This window comes from Paenilisteria newyorkensis, assembly GCF_000766145.1.
GTDB lineage: Bacteria > Bacillota > Bacilli > Lactobacillales > Listeriaceae > Listeria_A > Listeria_A newyorkensis.
In genome coordinates, this window is record NZ_JNFB01000035.1 from 67,632 (window position 1) to 87,798 (window position 20,167).

Consider the following 20,167-nt stretch of genomic DNA (forward strand, 5'->3'; position numbering starts at 1 on the left):
TTCTAAATTTTTTATAATAAAAGAGTCAAAATTCGACTCGAATATCAGGGGGCATCTTCTAACGTCCATCGAATATTCGTACTGTATTGTTTATTTGCCATAGCAGTTCCTGGTTTCACGTTCATCACTAAGGATGTTTCGCTTGAATTCAAGTCGATTTCCGTTAAACCGCGTTGCATGCGTTCATTAGAGTAGACTGGAATGGCGTGCTCTGTGCTAAGGGGTGTTTCACCTTGTGCGGTCTTCATCGCTAAAGCATCGGTCAAAACTTTTCCGTCAGTCGTTTGTAGTGGTGTTTCAAGTTGCGCACTGACTAGCCAATTAGACGAAACGCTTCTCGTATCACTCACAGAGAGTTGAACGTCATCAATAGGTTTTATCGTTTTTGTCTTAGAAGTAATCATTTGCTCGCCAAACGAAATGTTTTCCGTCACATTTCCGAGCGCTAAAGCACCATCTTGCACCTTCACCTTAATCCGTTTCCCAATACCATCCACAGAAAAAGTGACCGTGTATTCGCCAGGCGTATTCGTTAGGCCGCCCTTATCAACGATAGCGACTTGGCTCGTAATGTCCGTACCACTCGGAATCGCCCAAGCTTTCAAATTAGAACGCTGCCTTATGAGCGTGTTCAATTCCGCTTCGCTCGCTGGATATTCCGCAAGTTGAATCGTGATGTCATTCGCCTGCATCATCGCCTGATCGTTACTAATTGTCCCTGCGTCCTTCACAAAAACTGGCACCGTTATCGGCGTCGTATTTCCGGCCTGATCTTTAAGCGTCATCTCCACAGTCGTATAGCCAACTTTGCTCAAATCAGGCTGTTTGCTGATGGTATAGATGAGGTTATCATCACCATTTCCAGCATTATCATACACATCTGTCAGCAGATCTTTTGCATTCGTCGTAAAAGTGTCACCAACTGTTGCATACTGCGTCACTGGCGTCGCTGTTGGTTTCGTCGTATCCGCTACAATCACGTCTGCCGATTTTTCACTCGTATTTCCCGCAGCATCTGTTGCCACCGCATAACAAGCAATATAAGGCACGATTGGGCGCTCCGATACTGGGACGGCAATGCTATAATGGCCACTACCATCTGCTTTTCCTGTTGCTAAAACAGTATGATCGGCTTTTTTATAAATGGTGACCGTCGCATTCGCTTCTGCATCACCCGCCACGACTGTTGCTTTGTCATTGATGGCATGCAACGTTGGGGCATCCGGCGCGGTTTCATCTTTTACAGTCGTGGTCGCCGTCGCAGATTTACCGTTGAGATAAGAATAGGCAGTGACTTGATTTCCTGCTGTCACGTAACTTCCTGCTGGCAATGTGAACGTATACTTTCCTTCCGCGTCTGCAATAACATGATACATAGTTGCGTCGTTGAAATCTTGAGACGTGATGCTTCCTGTCCCAATCGCTGCGTCACCGGAGAATTTTACGTACGCACCAGGATTAGTGACACCGGTAATCGTATGGCTATTCATCGCCGCCTTGTCATCTGTCAAATCATTGATCGATACCGCCACATCAGGAATTCCTTCAAACAATACCCGTTTAAAATTCTGCGTCCGGAAATTTTGGATAAAGCTCGTTTGCGTCGCCTCATTCACCGAGTTAGCTGTTACCGAACTGACATTGGAGCTACTGTATTTAATATTCATCCCATACATCGGATTCCAAAAATACGTTTGATTCCCGTCTCCGAGCCAATCTGTTCCCGTCCAAGCTTTCACCGATTGCACGTCCACATTAAGTTTTCCAGCAGTGCCGTACATATAAATCAGGCGGCTTCCAGCATTCGTATTGTTCAACTGCAAATTCACTCTTTTAGCATCGGCAAATTGAAAAGTAGACGCGTTACCAATCCGAATCAAATATTTAGAGCCCGTACCATCTGTTTGAACATCAAACGTGCCATCTTTTGCAACGATAAAACTACTATTGTCACCTGTATAAATCGCGGCACCTGTTGATGTTCCAGTATTTTCAGCACGGATATTTAATTTGGCACCGGAATCCACTTTTAACGAGGCACCAGAGGCAATATAAATCGGGTTACGTCCATCTGAACCAGCGCCCAGCGTATTAACGAGCAATTCGGCATTCTTACTAACGTGCAATGAACTACCGCTACTTCCTAATATCACCCCACCAGCCGTACTTCCCGTCTCTGTGCGAATTTGAACATAAGCACCATCATCAATATTTAAATTACCATCAATCCTGAAAGCGCACGTTCCTTCTTCACCAGAACTCCCACCGCGTATCAAGTATACCTCTGCGTTCTTCCCAACCGTCGCTGTTCCTTTATTCCCAAGATTAATGACCGTCGCATTCGTGGTCGATCCAGTATACGTCGAATTTTCTTGAAAATTAATATTCGTTATTTCCAGGTTTACTTGGTTCGTCAAAGCCGCATACGTCACACTATCAAAAGGAGAAACGTAAGAATTCACCGATCTGTTCACGACATTGCCAATAATATTCACGTCTGCCTCATACGAACAAGTAAGTTGGGCGCCAGTATATTCAATATTTTGATAGGTAAGTTGCGTTCCTTTACCCGCCGTTCCCGATAAACGCAGCGGACCCCAGTAATTCCGACCGAACATTTTAATATCCTTGATCACAATATCCACTTTATTCGAGCCAAATGACATTAAATAACCACGACTTCTAAAATCAACCGTATGACCATTTCCGTTTATCGTGATACTTCTCGTTGGAATGCTGAGATTCGATTCCGCCGCACTCCCCGTTGTATAGTTTGAAAAATTGATATCATTCATAATATTGATTTCTGTAACCGTAACATCTTTCATCGCGGCTTCCAGTTGCAAATAATCCGTGACGTTCGCAACATTTGCCGTAGCTTGTAATCGTGATGATTGAAGCCCTTTCCTCTCTTTCGCGACCTCTTGTGTTGCTGATTCAGGCGTCGTTTCCGTTTTCGCTTCGGTTGCTTTTGGTTGCTCTATATTTGCCTCAGCTGCCGTTTCTACCAAGCCCTCTGCACTACTCATGATTGGCGCTACACTCGTTACTACAAAACTACACGCAAGCGTCACTGCCATCGTCCGTCTAAGAAGTTTCATCATTACCACCTCCAAGCCTATCTGGTAAACATCCTGTAAGAAAAATGTGTACCGCTTTTCCATGAACCAATCATACCACGTACCACAATATTCGTTTTTTGCTGGTTTCCGTGATATATTGAACCAAATGAGGGTAAAATAGATACATATAGTTCTATTTTGTGAAAAAATGTTGTTTGTGAACGTCCGAATTGCGTCTTCTTGACAACTTTATGAATTATTATTTCCTAGCTATATCCTGTTTTTAAGTCTTAAAAGCACTCGAAAATCACTATTTTAGGTACATATATACCTGTTTGGAGAGGGGAAAAATCATGTATCACGAATCCGAATTAAACGTTTTTTACTCCGTTGAACAAATTTTAAAATTGTTGCGGAAAAATCCTGTTTTTAATAAATACTGTTATCAGAGGAAGCTAAATAAAGGAGAAGTTATTCGCTTAACACCAACGACTCGCGGTTCTTTTTATATGATCGAAAAAGGAGATTTCTCGGTGTATTATGAATCGAGATTGACCGGGAAAACACTGATTTTCTTTTTTCAGAGGAATGATATGTTTAATTTCCCATTGTTGAAAGAGAGGATGCACCCCGTTTTGGAAGCCGTGGCGTTGAAAGAGGCGCAAGTGTGGATTATTGATTTTAATTTTATGATGTCCACGGTAAAATTGGAGGATCCGCGGAATTATTTGCAACTTAATTTCCTGGCGACAACGCAAATGCAACTCGGTAATGCGTTGATTCGAAAATCGCTAGACTCGAAAAAAAGGATTTTGCACGCTTTGGTGGAATTGACGGAGCATATGGCTTTGTATAATTCGGATAAAGTGCACGAGTTGCCGAGTTTTATGACGTATGAATTGCTTGCGGAAATGGCTGGAACTTCGCGGGGGTATACATCGCGGATTCTGCGGGAATTGCGAGATAGTGATGTGCTGGATTCGTCCAATCGACCGTGGATTGTGAAAAATATAGACTTGTTGAATGATTTACTATATGAAGGAACATAAAAAAATTCCGCGGGGCGACAAGCGCTCATTTTCGTCGTCAAAAGCTCCGTTCCAGTGCTCGCGTATCCTAGTACGTTCCGCTCTGGTACTGCCTTTTTCCTAGAAACTAAAAACTTGTCACCCCGCGGAGGTTTTGAGACACCTCATGAATGGCAATCCTTCTAGAAGCAAAAAGAGTAAGAATTCCAAATCGGAATTCTTACTCTTTTTATCGCTTATTTGTCTTTCCCCATAACCAAATTTCCTGCGTAAATCTCTTCTAGCGCTTTTCCTACCGCTTTGTGCGATTTGAAATCATCCATTGTACCTGGATCGTGGTCTTTTTGCATTTGACGGGCACGACGCGCAGCTACAGTTACTAGCGAGTATTTTGAGTCAATAACTAACAACAAATTATCAATTGATGGATATAACATCTATTCCAACTCCTCCAACATTTTTTCGTATTTATGAATGACGCGCTCTGTTTTTAAGTGCTCGGTCTGAACGATTCCCTTAATTTTTTGAACGGCATTATCTACTATATCATTAACGACGGCATAATCATAGGCGTTCATCATCTCAATTTCACGGCGAGCCTCACTCATCCGCTCCTCGACGACCTCCATAGACTCCGTACCCCGCCCTATAATGCGGTTTTTCAACTCGCTCAAGTCTGGCGGCGTTAGAAAAATAAATATTCCTTCTGGCATCGCCTCGCGTACTTGTAAAGCTCCTTGCACTTCGATTTCAAGAAAAACATCTTTTCCTGCTACCAAAATTTCTTCTACATAATCAAGCGGCGTTCCGTAATAATTACCGACATATTGCGCATATTCTAGCATTTTCCCGTCCGCAATTGCCTGCTCAAATTGTTCTTTCGTGCGGAAATAGTAATCCACACCATCCACTTCGCCTTCCCTGGCTTGGCGGGTTGTCATCGAAATGGAATATTCAAATGAAGTCGTCGGGTCGTCAAAAACTGCTTTTCTAACCGTCCCTTTCCCAACTCCAGAAGGACCAGATAAAACGATGAGAAGTCCTCGATCTGTCATGTTTGCGTTCCTCTTTTCTAATAATTTCATACTGCTTGAAAAATTATTCCACGTTCTGGATTTGCTCGCGCATTTTTTCAAGTGTCGTCTTTAATTCTACCACACGATTCGTAATTTCTAAATGACTAGCTTTCGATCCAATCGTATTTATTTCGCGATTCATCTCCTGAATGAGAAAATCGAGCTTCCGGCCAATCGGTTCTTCGAGTAAGATAATATGCGAAAATTGCTTCACATGACTTCCCATGCGTTCGAGTTCTTCATTGATGTCTGATTTCTCGAGCAAAATCGCAATTTCAGAGAGGACGAGCGCTTTATCGAAATCTTCGCCAACATAGCCAAGCAAGCGGTTTTCGAGTCGTTCGCGGTAGGTCGCTTCCATTTCGGGGACAAACGCTTGAATCTCGTTTAGTAATTTCTCCGTCGTCTCCAAATGATGCTTGAAATGTAGCGCCAACTCGCTGCCTTCTGTCGCCCGCATGTCGTCGAGCCGTTTTGTAGCAGCGGTTGTTGCGCCTATCAGGAGTTCTTCAAGCTCTGAATCCGGTTCATTGCTCTCCACAATTTCTAAAAAGCGCGGATCGAGTAAGAGTTCCTGGATGTTCAACGCGTCTTCCATCTGATAACGTTGCGTTGCCTGGCGCATAAAGCGAATATACTCATCCGCCAAGTCCCAGTTGATAACCAATTTCTCTTTCGTCGCCTTGTTTCCTTCTATTGTAATCGCGCATTCCACCCGGCCACGTTTCACCTGCTCCGCGATGCTCTTTTTTAACTTCGCTTCTAAGTAGGCGAACACCCGTGGCATCCGGAAAACAGTCTCCAAATAGCGGTGATTCACAGCTTTTAATTCTACGGTTACTTTGAAATTCTCTGATTGCTTCCCTGCTCGCCCGAACCCAGTCATACTTTTTACCATTTCGATCAGCCTCTCGCATTCTAATTTCACCTCTTCATTATAACAAAAATAAGGAAATAAAACATCTAAAAGCAAGATTATCAGGCAAGTTTCACCGTTCTTATGGTACAATAAAAGAAAAAATGAAGAGAGGTTCGCAACATGAAGAAGAATGTCTTGATTTTCAGTCTCGTGCTGGTCGCGATTATCGCACTGGCTTTTGTATTACGTTTCGCAGTTTCCGCACCAAAAGAGGATTTTGTCGTCAGCGGAGATAATTATAGTGGCAGCGCATCGTCTGAAATAACGGTTAGCAACGGTGGCAAAGTGGTTGCAACGATTCCAGCGCTGAAAAATGAAACAACGAAGGAAATAAACGTAGAGCCTTTTGACGTGAAATCCGGTGGGTTTGTCATTAGTTACATCGATAAGAGTGGCAAAAAGCATGATGATATTCAATTTGATGTGACATCTGGGAAATCCACGATGAATAGCACGCTTTACATCAGTGTCACCGAGGTAAAAGAGGATGGCACGATGAATATTGACTACAGTTATTCTTCGGTAAACGGGGAAGAAATCTCGAGTCAGACGAACTAAATAATTTTTTTAAGGGAATGAAACAAACGAATGGCATTTGATACAATGTTTTTAAAAGCAATGACCGAGGAACTGACCGAACAGTGCGAAACTGGGCGGATTATGAAGATACATCAACCGTTTGCACATGAATTAGTACTACACGTGCGTAAAAATCGGGAAAACCAACGCATTTTGATTTCGGCACATCCGAGCTACGCGCGCATCCAGATTACGAAAGAAACGATGGAGAACCCTGCGCAGCCGCCGATGTTTTGTATGTTGTTACGGAAGTATATGGAGGGCGCGATTATCGAGTCGATTCGCCAAGTCGCGAATGATCGGATTTTGATTTTTGGGATTCGTGGGAAAGATGAGATTGGCGAAACGCGTTTTTGTGATTTGTATGTGGAGATTATGGGGCGCCACAGTAATGTTGTGCTCGTGGATCGTGAGAAAGAGACGATTGTGGACTGTATCAAGCATGTTTCGCCGGCTTTTAATAGTTACCGGACGCTGTTGCCTGGCGCTTCTTATATTTTGCCGCCGAGTTCGGATAAGTTGGACCCGTGGACGGCGAGCGAGGATGATCTGCTCGCAAAACTGGATTTCAATGCTGGCAAAATGTCGAAGCAAATCGTTTCTGGTGTCGCTGGATTTAGTCCGTTGCTTGCGAATGAGGTTGTTGCGCGAGCTGGATTGGTGAATCGGGAAACGTTGCCGCAAGCCTTTTTTAGTGTGATTGCGGACTGTGCCAAACCGGCGGAACCGGTTTTGTTTACGAAGAATGAGAAAGAGGATTTCTATTTTATGCGTCTTGCGGATACGGACGTGACGGCGGAATCGGATTCACTTGGTGCTTTGTTGGATCGGTTTTATGGCGGGAAAGCAACGCGCGATCGGGTGCATCAAATTGCACATGATTTGGAGCGTTTGCTGGCAAACGAGATTGATCGTGACCGGTTGAAAATGGAGAAATTGGAGCAAACGCTTGTGGATACGGAACGCGCGGATGAGTTTCGGATTTTCGGTGAGTTGTTGACGGCGAACTTGCATTTAGTTTCGCGTGGCATGACGGAGATTGAGGTCCAGAATTTTTATGATGAGAATATGGGAACGGTGAAAATTCCGCTTGATATTCGGAAATCGCCGCCTCAAAATGCCCAGTTTTTGTTTAATAAATACCAGAAATTGAAGAAGGCTGTGAAATTTGTCGAGGAGCAGATGCGCTTGACGGAGCAGGAAATTGCGTATTTGGAGACGGTGCAGCAGCAGTTGGAGGACGCGTCGCCTGAGGACGTTCAGGAAATCCGGATGGAGCTCGCGGAACAAGGATACATCAAGTATAAGCAGAAAAAAGGAAGCCGGAAACCGAATCAGAATCCGACGCTTGAGAAATACACATCAAGTACTGGATTGCCAATTCTAGTCGGGAAAAATAATAAGCAAAATGATTATTTGACGAATAAAGTGGCGCGAAATACGGATTTATGGTTCCATGTGAAGGATTTACCGGGATCGCATGTGGTGATTCAAGATGCGAATCCGGATGAAGCGTCGATTACGGAGGCAGCGATGATTGCGGCGTTTTATTCTAAAGCGCGGTTGTCGGGGTCGGTTCCTGTGGATGCGACGCTGATTAAGCATGTGAAGAAGCCGAGTGGTGCGAAACCTGGGTATGTGACGTATGATAATCAGACGACTTATTTTGTGACGCCGGATGAGGAAACGGTGAAGGGGTTGCGGAATTAGATGAAAAACTGGTTGGCACGGTGCCAACCAGTTTTTCATGTTCCTATTAATCAGACTTAACTATTTTCTTAATATAGTTAGCAGATATTTGTCCCGGATCTGTTTCTTTAACAACTACTGGAGGGCTGAAATAAACTTTAATTTTATCTCCCACGGCTAAATCGCATATTTACATTTTATTCCAATTCTGGTCAAAAATATTAGTAGTACTCTCTAGCTCGTACTTCCCCTCTTGTAAATTTAATTTTTCTCCGCTAATCCATTTTATGTTATCTACACGCAAATTATTAGCATAGATGGTAGCGCTATAGATAGGCGTTTTATTTTGCATTGTTGATGTACTACTGCATGCACCTAGAAATAATAGAATCATCATACACGGGAACATTATTTTTTTCATCGCAGCCTATCGCTCCCCCTCAGATTGATATATTCGCCTTAATTCTCCCCGCTTTTCCTCGGTTAATTCTTTTTTTGGGATATCCTGAATCGCAGCTTCTAGGGCATATAAGAAATGAAGGCAGGCACCGTCATCCACTAGATGTTTGACGCGTAAATAGGCTTTTTCTGTTCCTATGGCTCGTAATTCTTCGGCTGATTGTATTCCGACTGCATTCAGTTTTTCTCCATTGACAGCTCCGAGATTTTTCATATCAGATATTTTCATGTTTGCTGGCCTCCCGAACTTTTTCTTTTATTATAGTAAAACAGTGATGAATAATCTACTTTTAGATTGCTCATCACTGTTTTTTTAGATATTCTTGATTTGATTTAAAACTTGTTTTTCGAGGTTTTGTAAGCGCCCTCTTGCTTCTTCTTCCGTTTCTCCTACACAACTGAAATAGATTTTGCATTTTGGTTCGGTTCCTGATGGTCGGATGCAGAACCATGAGCCGTCTGCCATATAGAATTTCAAAACGTCTGATTTTGGCAGGGCTATTTTTTGTGTTGTTTCTGTCTCTAAGTCTTTCGCCAAGCCGGTTTGGTAGTCTTCTTTTCGGATTGCATCTTCTACTGTTGTTGCGCGCATTGTTTGCATGATTTTCTGGATTTTTGCGACGCCTTCTTCCCCTTTTGCGGTGATCGTGTGCAAAGCTTCTTCGTGATAGCCGAATTCGTCGTAAATCGTTTGCAAGCCTTCGTATAGTGTTTTGCCTTGTAATTGGAAGGATAGCGCGACTTCTGCTGTTAAAAGTGCCGCTTGGATGGCGTCTTTATCGCGGACGAATGGTTCGACGAGGTAGCCGTAACTTTCTTCGTAGCCGAATAGGAATGTGGCTTCTCCTGAGGTTTCCCATGCTGCGATTTTTTCACCGATGAATTTGAAACCGGTTAGCGTATTGTAGGTTTTTACGCCGTATTTGCTGGCGATTTTTTCACCTAGATCGCTGGTCACGATGGTTTTGATGAGCGCGCTGTTTTCTGGCAAGTTCGGCTGGGTGACTAAATAGTGTAGCAATAAAGCGCCCAACTGATTTCCTGTCAAAATTTGATAGGCGCCTTGTTCGTTTTTCACAGCCACGCCAATCCGGTCGGCATCGGGATCTGTTGCCATCAGGATATCGGCGTCACGGCTTGCTTCGATTGCCATCGCGAACGCGGCGTGGTCTTCTGGATTCGGCGACGCAACTGTCGGAAAAGCACCATCTGGAATCGCTTGCTCTGCCACAACGCGGACATTCGTGAAACCTGCCTGTGCCAAACTCTGCGTGACGAGTGGTCCCCCTGTCCCATGAAGCGGTGTGTACACAATGGCAAGCTTTGCGCCGTAATCTTTTGCCAGATCTGGATTTTGCGTCACCGCGCGGACTTTATCTAAATAAGCCGCGTCCGCCTCTGCACCGATTCGAACGAGCAACCCGTCTTCGATGAGCAACGATTCGTCACCTACCGGAATCGCGAACAAGTCGGAGATCCCCGTCAAATAAGCCGTTATTCGATCCGCAACGTCTAGCGTAATCTGGCACCCATCCGCTCCGTAAACCTTGAAACCGTTGTACTCTGCTGGATTGTGGCTTGCCGTAATCACGATTCCTGCCGCCGCGCCCCATTCGCGAACCATGAACGACAACTCCGGGGTTGGGCGTAGCGCGTCGGATAAATAAACCTTGATTCCAGCTGCACCAAGAACGCACGCCGCTTCCAACGCAAATTCCGCTGAAAAATGCCGCGAATCATACGCAATCGCCACGCCATCCGCCTGACGTCCCTGTTCTGCGATATGTGCCGCGACGCCACTCGTGACCCAGCGAATCATGTATGTATTGATTCGATTCGTGCCGCAACCAAGTTCCCCGCGCATTCCGCCAGTCCCAAATTCCAAATAGCGATAAAAATGCTCCCGTTTCGTTTTTTCGTCAGATAATTCCGTCATTTCCTGTTGAAGCGCCGCATCGTCCTTCGACGCCACGCTCCATTTTTGCCAATTTTCCTGCCAAGTCATCGGCTCTCATCCTCCAGCTGCTGCAGAATTTCAGCCAAACTCATCTCGCAACAAGCCATCGACGTATCCGCCACACCGTAGTACATTTTGACAACATCGCCTTCTACAATCGTGCCACAGCCAAAAACAACATCGCCGAAAAAGCCATTTTTCTCATAATCCGCTTCTGGCTCTAAAATCGGCGTTTCTGTCCGCGCCAGCACTTTCATCGGATCATTCAAATCGAGTAGGACCGCTCCCATACAATAGCGATGTTCTTTCGTCGCGCCGTGATACAGCTCCAGCCAACCTTTTTCCGTCTTAATTGGCACGGCACCGCCACCGATCCGGCCGCTATCCCAATAACCATCACGAATGCCGAGCAAATGACGGTGATCGCCCCAACTATGTAAATCAGGTGAAGACGCAATCCAAATATCCAAATTCCCAATACTCTTCAAACTCGGACGATGTAACGCGTAATATTTCCCGTTCACTTTTTCTGGAAAAATCAGAACATCTTTATTCTCCGGTGCAAAAATGTTTCCTTCGTACTCATAACTCACAAAGTCCTTCGTTGAAACCATCGCATCCGCCACGCCCATCTCAGAAACCGCGCTGAAATTCACATAGTAAACGTCGTCGATTTGCGTCACGCGCGCATCCTCAATACCGAATGTTTGATATTCATTAAACGGATACAAAAACGGTTTTTCATCGACCGTAAAGTTGTGCCCATCCTTACTTCGCGCAATTCGAATATAGGAAAGCGACGTCAAATACGTGAAACCTTCCATTTTATCTTTTTCACGAATCATTCGCGGATCTTCAAAGTCATATGTCGGGTCATCCAATCGGAACTCCAAGATATCTAATTCCTTCGTTTCCATATTAAAAATTGGTGCCTTGATAATGTTCGGATCCTCACTAATCGGCTTCTCTGCCACACGTAAAAGCAATAAAGTCTCATCTTTATATTGAGCCACACCCGCATTAAACGCCCCTAAAACTTCAAAATCTGGGCGATGCGGTGCCACATCAGCCGGTGTAATTAATGGATTTTCCTCATAACGATAAATATTCATAATTCCTAATCTCCCTATCCTTCAAATTTCACAAACGGATCACGAATCGTGCGTTTCTGCGCGTCCGCATCACTTATTCCAACATATAAATCAGCTGTTCCAGACACATTCCGAATCAATCCACCGCTGAAAACAACATCTTTCAAATCCGGTCGTTTCGTCGGTCCCGCAAGAAAATCCGCACGTTCGGCGATAATTTCCATTGGGGCCTCGATGGCACCCGTTTTCGGGTCAATCATGCAAATCGCCGCGTAATAATGCCGATCGCCAGCCGCATCAAAATTAGCAATATGGCTGAGCACGCCTAATTTGCCATTTTTCAAAAGGTGCATCTCGTTCGCGCCACCCCATTCGTCTTCCGCAAAATGTGGCGGTAAGAGTGGTGCGCCTTCAATCAAAGCCACCGTCAAATCCTCTACTTTCTGAATCCGACAAAAACCAATTTTGCCACACCCACCTTTTTCACCCTGCGGACGCGTCAAAACGACAATTTCCCCACTCGGCAACTGCTTCAACCGCAAATCCTTCATGCCAACCGGGCCTTCGAAAAACAGCGTCAAATCCGCGATTCCCTTGCCACGATACAAACAAGTCCGCCACGCCAATTTCTCAGGATCTGCTTCACTTGGAAACACTTCCACGCCACCAATAATCAAATCCCCATCGATGCGCGTCATAAACGGATCCTGCAGCGCCAATTTTGGCATATTCGCAAGCCTTATCCACGCCAAGTCCTGTTTTTCAAAAAAGCCGATTTCCGCCATCTCACTGTCCCGCGACTCAATCCGACCCGCAATCACTTCTTTGCCATCCACAACGAACGGCGCCGTAATGTTATACACATCCTTGTCACCAGCGCCAACAAACGCCAGCCGCTCCACTTTTGCAGGCACATTCCCCGCCCGATATTCCTTCAATAAAACCGCAATCTCGTTCATAATAAACTCCTTCATATCTTAAAAATTACCGCCGCAAACGCTGGTAGCATAATCCTATCCGCGTCCACAACCACATCCAAATTCGCTAAAACAGGCGTCAAATCGCCCCACTTGTTCTCCATCTCACGTGCCGCCCCGAAATTAAGGCAAACCAGATGCTCGCCGCGAACATACGTCAACAACTCACCATCCACCTTAAAATCACGATATCCCGGCTCACAAAAATCCGCCGTTTTTCGAAGTGCAATCAACGCTTGATAGAAAGCAAACATCCGCTGTCCACGCGCAAAATCAGGCGTCACTTCACCAATCCAAGCCTCCGTTTTATCCGAAAACCCTTCCGGCCAAGTCATCGGCGCCCTCGCCTTATCCCGCGTCTTCTCCTGCGCCGCGACCAACGCCTCATGCTCCGACTTCCCGTCCTGCAAAGCCAACTCATACGCGTAAACGCCCTGCACATCCCGCATCTCGCGCATCGACTCCGGCACAAAATCTGCCATCCCAATCTCCTCGCCAAAATACACAAATGGAACACCGTGCGCTGTCAACATCAGCATCGAAAGCAACTGCGCCACATCCTCACGCCCGTCCGCCAAACGATTCCACGAACGACTCATATCATGACTCCCGAAAAACAACGTCGGCATCCGACCATCCGCATACACCTGCTGCATCCGCGCAAGCTCCGCCACAATCCCGTCACGGCTCGCCACACTGCCAAAATTAAAGTTAAACGTCACGTCCAGCCCGTCCGACCCAGCGTACCGTTCAATCTCCGCCAAGTTATCCGAACTAATTTCGCCCACCGTGAAATAATCCCCACGCGCACGAATCCGTTCGCCAATCTCCGCCATTTTCGCCATCATGCCCGGCTGATCCTTATCGAAAACGTGCTGTTGCTCACCGTCCACAACCGGATTATCCATAAAGTCCCGCGTCAACGTCAAATTATTAATCACATCGAGCCGGAACCCGTCCAATCCCTTATCCAACCAGAAATCGAACACCTTCCAAATCTCGCGCTCCACCTCCGGATTGGCCCAATTCAGATCCACCTGCTCCGTCGCAAAACTGTGATAATAATACTGCTCCGTCCCCGCGTCCCATTCCCACGCCGAACCACCGAAAAACGATTCCCAATTATTCGGCGCATCCTGCCAAACAAACCAATCCCGTTTTGGATTCGTTCTCGAACTTCGCGATTCCACAAACCACGCGTGCTCCGTCGACACATGATTCACGACCATATCCGCAATCACCCGAATCCCGTGCCGATGCGCCTCAGCCACAAATGCCTCCAAGTCCGCCATCGTGCCATAATCCGGATCCACCGCATAATAATCACTCACATCATAGCCATTATCCACTTTCGGAGACGGGTAAAACGGCGTCAACCAAATCCCACCGACGCCAAGCTCAGCCAAGTAAGGCACTTTTTCAAGCAAGCCCTTAAAATCACCAATCCCGTCCCCATTACCATCCTTAAATGACGGCATATAAATCTCATAAAAAACCGTTTCCTGCCACCATTTCAGCATCTTTCAAACCCCTTATTTCAATGTAAACTGCATACCCTCTTGGAATTTTTTCGAGAAGAATAAAAACAGAATAATCAGCGGTAAAGTCAGCACAACCGACGCCGCATACATCGGACCAGGATACGTTGCGTAAGGTCCAAACATTTGCGATATCAGCACGTTCAGCGTCACCGTCTCATCACTTTTCGTCACGATTAAATCCCATAATAGGTTCGTCCAACGATCCGTGAACAAGAACAAGAAGATAACCGTACTAATCGATTTCGACATCGGTAAAACAACGCGGAATAATATCTTCAAATCGCTTGCCCCATCAAGCTTAGCCGCCTCAATCAACGTATCCGGAATCGCCTTGAAAAAGTTCGTATACATAAAAATCGCCCACATACTCATCATCGTCGGAATAATCATCCCAGCGTACGTATCAAGCAAACCTACATTCGTAATCATCAAAAATTGCGGAATCAATAAAATAATCGCCGGGAAAAACATTTGGAACAAAATCACGTTATTCACGAACATTTTCCCTTTAAATTTCACTTTTGCAAGCGCGTAACCGACCATAATCGCAAATAACAACATCAGTCCCGTCGCAATCGTCGCTACAATAATCGTGTTAATAAACGCTTGAATCCAAGGTGCCGGAGCCGATATCGCCGCATCTCCGAACAACCAACTCCAAGAACGCGTCGTGAACTCAGTCGGAAACAATTTTCGGTCGACCTGATCCCATGCCGCAAACGAGTTGAGTACGAGATAAATAAACGGATAAATCATGACTAATAGAATCAATGTGGTTAACGTATAACGAACCGTCATCCCCCACTTACTTTTACGACCAACCATTTCTCTCGCCCCATTTCTCTAGTCCTTTTTTAATAACACCAATCGATGCAAACGTCACAACAGCCGCCACAAGCGAGATTGCCGAAGCATAGCCTGATTTCAAGTTAACAAATGCTTGGTTATAAATCTCCATTTGCCACGTATTCGTCGCAAAGTTCGGCCCACCGCCAGTTAGCTGGTAAACCTCGGTGAATATCCCGAAACTCACGCCTACCGCCAACACGATTACCGTGAAAAGCGCAGGATACATCATCGGAATAGTAATTTTCCAGAAGGTGCGGAACCTGCCCGAACCATCCATCGCCGCCGCCTCGTAGATTTCTTCGTTAATACTAGATAATCCTGATATCAAAATCAGTGCGTAATACCCTGACATTTTCCAAGCAATCATCAGCGAAATAACGAATAGCGATGTCATCGGCGTTCCTAACCAATCGATATTCAAGCCAAAATTGTCACGCAAAAAGATGTTCAGCGGACTGTTATAAGATAGCAAACCTTTCACGATCAAAGACGTCACAACGCCTGATGAAAGATAAGGCAGGAAAAAAGCAACTAAGTATAAACCTTTGAATTTCGGTAACCCGTTCACAAGTACCGCAACGACCATAGACATAATAATCGCGAGTGGTACGAATACAATCAAGAACTTATACGTCACCCAAAACGAGGCTTTCACCGCTGGGCTTGCAATCGCTTTTGTGAAATTATCCAGTCCAACAAAATTGATATCTGGACTCATCATATTCCAATCTGTCACGGAGAGCCAAATCGCCCAAACGAGCGGAATTAGAAAGAAGATAATCGTGAAGATAACATAGGGGCTGGTGAAAGACCAGCCCAATTTATTGTTTAGCTTCTTCATTTCTGAAGCACCTCATCCTCAGCTTTCTTCATGTCGTTCCAAGCTTTCGCAGGTTTCTTCTCACCACGAACCACTGGATTCCAGGCTTGTTCACCGATGATTTGTTGAATGTCATTGTAATCCGCATTATCCATTGCTGGAATCGCGTACGGTACGTTTTCTGCGTATACTTTTAGCGCTGGGTTTTCTTTGAAGAACTCGGTGAATGTTGCGTTCTCTGTTGCATCATCACGCGCTGGAATTAAGTTTGTTGTTTCGAGGAACTTCAGATCATTTTTATCGTTGCTGTAAACGAAATCTAGGAATTTAACCGCGGCTTTTTTCTCCGCATCTTTCGCTTGTGCGTAGAACACGATTCCTTTTGCATCCGAGTAGGTGTTTACATTCTTCTCATCTTTTAAAGCATCTGGAACTGGCGGTGTGCTAACCGTGTATGTTTCGCCATTTTTTAGCTCTGGGAATTTCTCTGCCCAGTTCGGGAATGACCACGGACCAAGATCAGCCATGATGCTCGTTCCTGTTTCGAATGGATCGGTTGCTTGACCAGCTAATAATAGGTCGTTTTTTTGCAGCTCAGACATGAACGTTAGCATTTCTTTTCCAGCTTTGTCGTCCGCTACAAACTTACCATCTTGTACAAACGGGTTACCTTTTGAAGCCGCATTGTACAGTGGGAAGAAATCAAACCAACGCATCCAAGCTGTCGGATCCGCCAAATCTGCTTTTGCCCAAATCACTTTGTCTGGATATTTCGCTTTTAGTTTCTTACCAGCAGCGAGCACATCACTATATGTTTTTGGCGTTTCATTCACACCAATTTCTTTCAAAATATCAGTACGCCATGCGAAAAGAATCGGGTTAGAGTAAACTGGGAACACATATTGGTTACCATCCGAGAATTTCCAAGCGTCAAGGCTATCAGTCATTTTACGTTTTTCAGCCACTTCTTTCATGCCGTCGATTTCATTGATTGGCACGATGGCTTTACTGTCCGCCAATTGTGCGGCAAAGCTACGATTTATATTTTCCGAAATAGTCGGCGCTGTTTTCGACGCGATAGCCGCTTGCACCGTTGCTTCCGAAGATGGACTTTCTTTCATTTGTGATACTTCTACTTTAATATCTGGATTTTCTTTCTCAAAAGCTGTTGCCATTTCTCCCCAAAACTTCATCTGTGTTGGATTTGGCGCGGCCCAAAATGTTACTTTCGTCTTGCCATCAGCCGACGCGTCATCCTTACTTCCCGAACCACATCCCGCTAGCAAACTCCCTACTAATGCTACGGATAAAACAGAAAACACCACTTTTTTTAATTTCATCTTTCATGTCCTCCTAGTTAGATCATATTGTAATTTTGTAAGCGCTTGAATTACAATTACATTATTGCATTACATTTTTGTAATGTCAACAATTACTTTTTGTATAGAAAGCTTTTAAATACTTCAAGGGCAGTAATTGCACAATTTACAATAACATTACAAATAACATTACTTTTCAATTGCATTCTGTCGCTAATACTCTTATAATGAAATGAGAGAAAGTCCCATCTAGGAGGAAAATGAATGAAAAAAGTCACAATGCAAGATATCGCAGACGCTTTGCAGATTTCAAAAAACTCGGTATCACAAGCCTTAGGGAATAAAAATGGCGTTGGCGAGCAAACAAAGCGGCTCGTTTTACAAAAAGCAGATGAAATGGGATATCAATACAAAAAAGACGTGGTTTACACGCCTACCGACAATCAATTTGCGCTAGTGGCAACCGAATTCGCCCTATCGCAAAAAAGTTTTTTTGGTGAGATTTGTTTGAGTTTAGAGCAGGAAATGACGGCGCGGGGCTTTTATTTAATGACGCTTGCTGTTGGTCCAGAAGCCATTGCTGCGAAACGTTTGCCGCGTGAATTAGAGGAGAAGAATTGGCGAGGAATCTTTATTTTGTCGCATATTAGTGATGTTTTTGTGAAGCAGATTTTGGAATTGGGGATGCCGACTGTGATGATTGACCACCACGATCCACATTTGCGGACGGATACGATTTTATCACAGAATAAAGATGGTGCATTTGTGGCCGTGGAACATTTGATAACGCTTGGGCACGAACGGATTGGCTTTGTTGGCGATGTTGATTTTTCGCCGAGTTATGAGGAACGTTTTGAAGGATATTGTAAGGCGATGCGGCATTACAAGTTGCCGGTGAATTCGCACTATACAATCACGAGTATCAAAGAGGAGCAGGCCGCGTTGTTTCAGGCGTTGGAAGGCTTGGAGGAATGGCCGAGCGCGTGGTTTTGTGTGAACTCAGGACTTGGCTTTATTTTGAATTCCTATTTTCAGTCGAAGGGATTTGCGATTCCAGAACAGGTGTCGATAGTTTGTTTTGATAATACGGAATTCGCGATTTTGGCACAACCACCGCTGACGACGATGTGCACCGATTTGCGATTTATGGGGAGAAAAGCCGCGGAAACAATGGAATGGCGACTGCGAAATCCGAGTGCACCGATTGTGAATGTCGCGATTGGGACGGAGTTGGTTTTGAGAGAATCGACTGGAAAACTGATGGACTAATTCGTTAGTACATAGAACAATAAGGACACAGCGAGTATAAGCCGTGTCCTTATTGCTATTTATTTAGGCAATGCTGATAATTCTTTAGCGATGTCTAGATAAAAGGCATTAACTAGCGAAGAAGATTTATCACCAATACCATTAATGTCTAAGTGGTCCCAGCCTTGTTTAGCCGGATAATAGCTCCACTGGCCTTTCACCGGTTTATTATCTGCTTGTTTTGCCAAAGAATCAAATGGATAGTAGCTAGAAATAACATTGACTAGGCCGTCACTTGCTGCCCAAGAATCGTCTATTTTCATACCATTTGATGCTGTTTTTCTGAAACTGTTCATATATTTTGCGCCCGGAATGATGGCTGGGAACATGGTGAGTACAGGGATTTGTTGTTTGAAAATCGGTGTTTGTGTCGTTGCTTGCCCTGTATGTGAAAAATAGTATACATCGGATTTTGTTTGCATATTTTTTTGATTCGCAATGACGCCTTCCACCGATAAATCGTAACTGGAAATATCTTTTGAATCCCAAATAGAGCTACTGAAAACTCGGTCATGATACGCCGACAAAAGCTCATACGGTTGACGTTTTAGACCAAATTGATCTAATTTGAAATCGTAGACAACCGGATTAAGTATTTTACCACTGAGTGCGCTCATACCAATAATCATATCTTCAATGATTGGCACAAGTGCATTGTTATCTTCGGCAAAAGAGGTGCCATTATTAGGTGTCGCAAGGGTAGTTACACTTTGTACAGAATGCTTTTTGCCAACAAATAATGGAGAAATACCTGCTTCTGGATTTGCTTTATAATATGCTTGTTCTTCTGCGTTTCCCTCTTCCAGCATGCTTGTCAGTTGGCGAATCGTCAAACCTCCCATACTGTGCCCAACCAAATGAATCTTGTTCACATCGCTCCATCGCTGATAAATCCCTGGGTAGGTACGCCCATATCTTGCATGTTTTTCTTTTGCGGCATGTGCCGCGCCATAGTCTACAGTTCCTCCCATGATATACGCGTAGAGCTCTGCTGTACGATCCCAGTTACTAGACACTGGGCCAACTGCGGCTGTATACGTTGGATAACCATTCTGCTTCAATACTTCTTGAATATCGTTTAGTCCGCCCCAATATTTGAAGCCTAATACTTCATTTCGATCCCAGCCAGTCAAACCGTGAACGAGAATAATTGGATAATCGTTTTGTTTTGCCGCTGCTACCGTTTTCTGATTGATCCCTTGAAATGATACACAAACTAGAAATGCAACTACCGCTAAAAAAATAGTGGCTTTACTTTTAAACATGAATTCCCCTCTTTTCTCAAATTTTCGAATTTTTCTCTATTTTCTTTCTAACAAAAACTCCCTTCCTGTTATTAAACTTGGATTATGGTATAGCTTTTGAATATATCTTCATGATGATGCCAAGTAATAACTTTTTATAGTATAAACTGTGTATACATAAAAATCTAGACTTATAAGTATTAATAATCATTAAATAGCGCATTTTTGAGTATAATTTCACTATTTAGT

18 protein-coding genes are annotated in these 20,167 nt (G+C 44.5%); 4 read left to right on the plus strand and 14 right to left on the minus strand.

Annotated elements, in window-relative coordinates; translation table 11 throughout:
• Positions 1–44: 44 nt before the first annotated feature.
• Positions 45–3,104, minus strand: coding sequence for a pectate lyase-like adhesive domain-containing protein (locus EP58_RS11030; RefSeq protein WP_159106224.1), 3,060 nt, complete (start codon positions 3,102–3,104; stop codon positions 45–47).
• 311 nt (positions 3,105–3,415) lie between these two features.
• On the opposite strand from EP58_RS11030, the gene EP58_RS11035 reads away from it, so the two are divergent.
• Positions 3,416–4,111, plus strand: coding sequence for a Crp/Fnr family transcriptional regulator (locus EP58_RS11035; protein ID WP_036093399.1), 696 nt, complete (start codon positions 3,416–3,418; stop codon positions 4,109–4,111).
• Positions 4,112–4,326: 215 nt separating this feature from the next.
• On the opposite strand, the gene rpoZ is transcribed toward EP58_RS11035, so the two are convergent.
• Genes rpoZ through EP58_RS11050 form a run of 3 tightly spaced genes read right to left on the minus strand, consistent with a single transcriptional unit; the run spans position 4,327 to position 6,064 of the window.
• The gene (gene rpoZ / locus EP58_RS11040) at positions 4,327–4,527 is read right to left on the minus strand and encodes a DNA-directed RNA polymerase subunit omega (protein WP_036064566.1); all 201 of its coding nucleotides are present in this window, start codon (positions 4,525–4,527) and stop codon (positions 4,327–4,329) included.
• On the minus strand, positions 4,528–5,145 hold the full coding sequence (gmk, locus tag EP58_RS11045) for a guanylate kinase (RefSeq protein WP_036093401.1): 618 nt from the start codon (positions 5,143–5,145) through the stop codon (positions 4,528–4,530).
• Positions 5,146–5,188: 43 nt separating this feature from the next.
• Positions 5,189–6,064 (minus strand): YicC/YloC family endoribonuclease, encoded by an 876-nt coding sequence (locus EP58_RS11050; protein WP_036093402.1) that lies wholly within the window; start codon positions 6,062–6,064, stop codon positions 5,189–5,191.
• A gap of 141 nt (positions 6,065–6,205) precedes the next feature.
• Between EP58_RS11050 and EP58_RS11055 the strand changes: the two genes are divergently transcribed.
• Both EP58_RS11055 and EP58_RS11060 read left to right on the plus strand, forming a co-directional pair.
• Entirely contained in the window at positions 6,206–6,643 is a 438-nt protein-coding gene (locus EP58_RS11055) for a hypothetical protein (protein ID WP_036093404.1), read from the plus strand.
• A gap of 30 nt (positions 6,644–6,673) precedes the next feature.
• Positions 6,674–8,374 (plus strand): Rqc2 family fibronectin-binding protein, encoded by a 1,701-nt coding sequence (locus EP58_RS11060; RefSeq protein ID WP_036093405.1) that lies wholly within the window; start codon positions 6,674–6,676, stop codon positions 8,372–8,374.
• A gap of 169 nt (positions 8,375–8,543) precedes the next feature.
• Here the strand turns inward: EP58_RS11060 and EP58_RS11065 are convergent, their stop codons facing one another.
• From EP58_RS11065 to EP58_RS11105, 9 genes are all read right to left on the minus strand, one after another.
• Positions 8,544–8,774 (minus strand): hypothetical protein, encoded by a 231-nt coding sequence (locus tag EP58_RS11065; protein WP_036093408.1) that lies wholly within the window; start codon positions 8,772–8,774, stop codon positions 8,544–8,546.
• 6 nt (positions 8,775–8,780) lie between these two features.
• Positions 8,781–9,041, minus strand: a complete 261-nt coding sequence (locus tag EP58_RS11070) for a TfoX/Sxy family DNA transformation protein (RefSeq protein ID WP_036093416.1) — start codon at positions 9,039–9,041, stop codon at positions 8,781–8,783.
• 84 nt (positions 9,042–9,125) lie between these two features.
• A complete protein-coding gene (locus tag EP58_RS11075) occupies positions 9,126–10,817 on the minus strand; it encodes a phospho-sugar mutase (protein WP_036093419.1) in 1,692 nt (563 codons plus the stop codon).
• The gene (locus EP58_RS11080; RefSeq protein ID WP_036093421.1) at positions 10,814–11,881 is read right to left on the minus strand and encodes a BtaManbiosPhlase; all 1,068 of its coding nucleotides are present in this window, start codon (positions 11,879–11,881) and stop codon (positions 10,814–10,816) included. The genes EP58_RS11075 and EP58_RS11080 overlap by 4 nt, the downstream gene beginning before the upstream one ends.
• 14 nt (positions 11,882–11,895) lie before the next feature.
• Positions 11,896–12,819, minus strand: coding sequence for a DUF1861 family protein (locus EP58_RS11085; protein WP_241481018.1), 924 nt, complete (start codon positions 12,817–12,819; stop codon positions 11,896–11,898).
• Between the two features lie 11 nt (positions 12,820–12,830).
• Positions 12,831–14,357 carry an alpha-amylase family glycosyl hydrolase gene (locus tag EP58_RS11090; RefSeq protein ID WP_052171444.1) on the minus strand — a complete coding sequence of 509 codons (1,527 nt, stop codon included), beginning with the start codon at positions 14,355–14,357 and terminating at the stop codon, positions 12,831–12,833.
• A gap of 12 nt (positions 14,358–14,369) precedes the next feature.
• Positions 14,370–15,203, minus strand: coding sequence for a carbohydrate ABC transporter permease (locus EP58_RS11095; RefSeq protein WP_036093426.1), 834 nt, complete (start codon positions 15,201–15,203; stop codon positions 14,370–14,372).
• Positions 15,190–16,068 (minus strand): carbohydrate ABC transporter permease, encoded by an 879-nt coding sequence (locus EP58_RS11100; protein WP_036093428.1) that lies wholly within the window; start codon positions 16,066–16,068, stop codon positions 15,190–15,192. The genes EP58_RS11095 and EP58_RS11100 overlap by 14 nt, the downstream gene beginning before the upstream one ends.
• A complete protein-coding gene (locus EP58_RS11105) occupies positions 16,065–17,387 on the minus strand; it encodes an ABC transporter substrate-binding protein (protein ID WP_036093430.1) in 1,323 nt (440 codons plus the stop codon). Before EP58_RS11105 ends, EP58_RS11100 begins: the two co-directional genes overlap by 4 nt.
• A 243-nt stretch (positions 17,388–17,630) precedes the next feature.
• Here EP58_RS11105 and EP58_RS11110 point away from each other — a divergent pair, with 243 nt between their 5' ends.
• A complete protein-coding gene (locus EP58_RS11110; RefSeq protein ID WP_036093432.1) occupies positions 17,631–18,635 on the plus strand; it encodes a LacI family DNA-binding transcriptional regulator in 1,005 nt (334 codons plus the stop codon).
• A 59-nt stretch (positions 18,636–18,694) separates the two neighbouring features.
• Here the strand turns inward: EP58_RS11110 and EP58_RS11115 are convergent, their stop codons facing one another.
• Positions 18,695–19,939, minus strand: coding sequence for an esterase/lipase family protein (locus EP58_RS11115; RefSeq protein ID WP_052171445.1), 1,245 nt, complete (start codon positions 19,937–19,939; stop codon positions 18,695–18,697).
• Positions 19,940–20,167: the final 228 nt, after the last annotated feature.

Excerpts from the sequence above, each read along its gene's own strand:
- EP58_RS11085 (WP_241481018.1), bottom strand. The coding sequence starts at position 12,819 with ATGAACGAGATTGCGGTTTTATTGAAGGAATATCGGGCGGGGAATGTG.
- EP58_RS11115 (WP_052171445.1), bottom strand. The coding sequence starts at position 19,939 with ATGTTTAAAAGTAAAGCCACTATTTTTTTAGCGGTAGTTGCATTTCTA.
- EP58_RS11050 (WP_036093402.1), bottom strand. The coding sequence starts at position 6,064 with ATGGTAAAAAGTATGACTGGGTTCGGGCGAGCAGGGAAGCAATCAGAG.
- EP58_RS11035 (WP_036093399.1), top strand. The coding sequence starts at position 3,416 with ATGTATCACGAATCCGAATTAAACGTTTTTTACTCCGTTGAACAAATT.
- EP58_RS11030 (WP_159106224.1), bottom strand. The coding sequence starts at position 3,104 with ATGATGAAACTTCTTAGACGGACGATGGCAGTGACGCTTGCGTGTAGT.
- EP58_RS11060 (WP_036093405.1), top strand. The coding sequence starts at position 6,674 with ATGGCATTTGATACAATGTTTTTAAAAGCAATGACCGAGGAACTGACC.
- EP58_RS11075 (WP_036093419.1), bottom strand. The coding sequence starts at position 10,817 with ATGACTTGGCAGGAAAATTGGCAAAAATGGAGCGTGGCGTCGAAGGAC.
- EP58_RS11110 (WP_036093432.1), top strand. The coding sequence starts at position 17,631 with ATGAAAAAAGTCACAATGCAAGATATCGCAGACGCTTTGCAGATTTCA.
- EP58_RS11100 (WP_036093428.1), bottom strand. The coding sequence starts at position 16,068 with ATGAAGAAGCTAAACAATAAATTGGGCTGGTCTTTCACCAGCCCCTAT.
- EP58_RS11095 (WP_036093426.1), bottom strand. The coding sequence starts at position 15,203 with ATGGTTGGTCGTAAAAGTAAGTGGGGGATGACGGTTCGTTATACGTTA.
- EP58_RS11090 (WP_052171444.1), bottom strand. The coding sequence starts at position 14,357 with ATGCTGAAATGGTGGCAGGAAACGGTTTTTTATGAGATTTATATGCCG.
- EP58_RS11105 (WP_036093430.1), bottom strand. The coding sequence starts at position 17,387 with ATGAAATTAAAAAAAGTGGTGTTTTCTGTTTTATCCGTAGCATTAGTA.
- gmk (WP_036093401.1), bottom strand. The coding sequence starts at position 5,145 with ATGACAGATCGAGGACTTCTCATCGTTTTATCTGGTCCTTCTGGAGTT.
- EP58_RS11065 (WP_036093408.1), bottom strand. The coding sequence starts at position 8,774 with ATGAAAAAAATAATGTTCCCGTGTATGATGATTCTATTATTTCTAGGT.
- EP58_RS11055 (WP_036093404.1), top strand. The coding sequence starts at position 6,206 with ATGAAGAAGAATGTCTTGATTTTCAGTCTCGTGCTGGTCGCGATTATC.
- EP58_RS11070 (WP_036093416.1), bottom strand. The coding sequence starts at position 9,041 with ATGAAAATATCTGATATGAAAAATCTCGGAGCTGTCAATGGAGAAAAA.
- rpoZ (WP_036064566.1), bottom strand. The coding sequence starts at position 4,527 with ATGTTATATCCATCAATTGATAATTTGTTGTTAGTTATTGACTCAAAA.
- EP58_RS11080 (WP_036093421.1), bottom strand. The coding sequence starts at position 11,881 with ATGAATATTTATCGTTATGAGGAAAATCCATTAATTACACCGGCTGAT.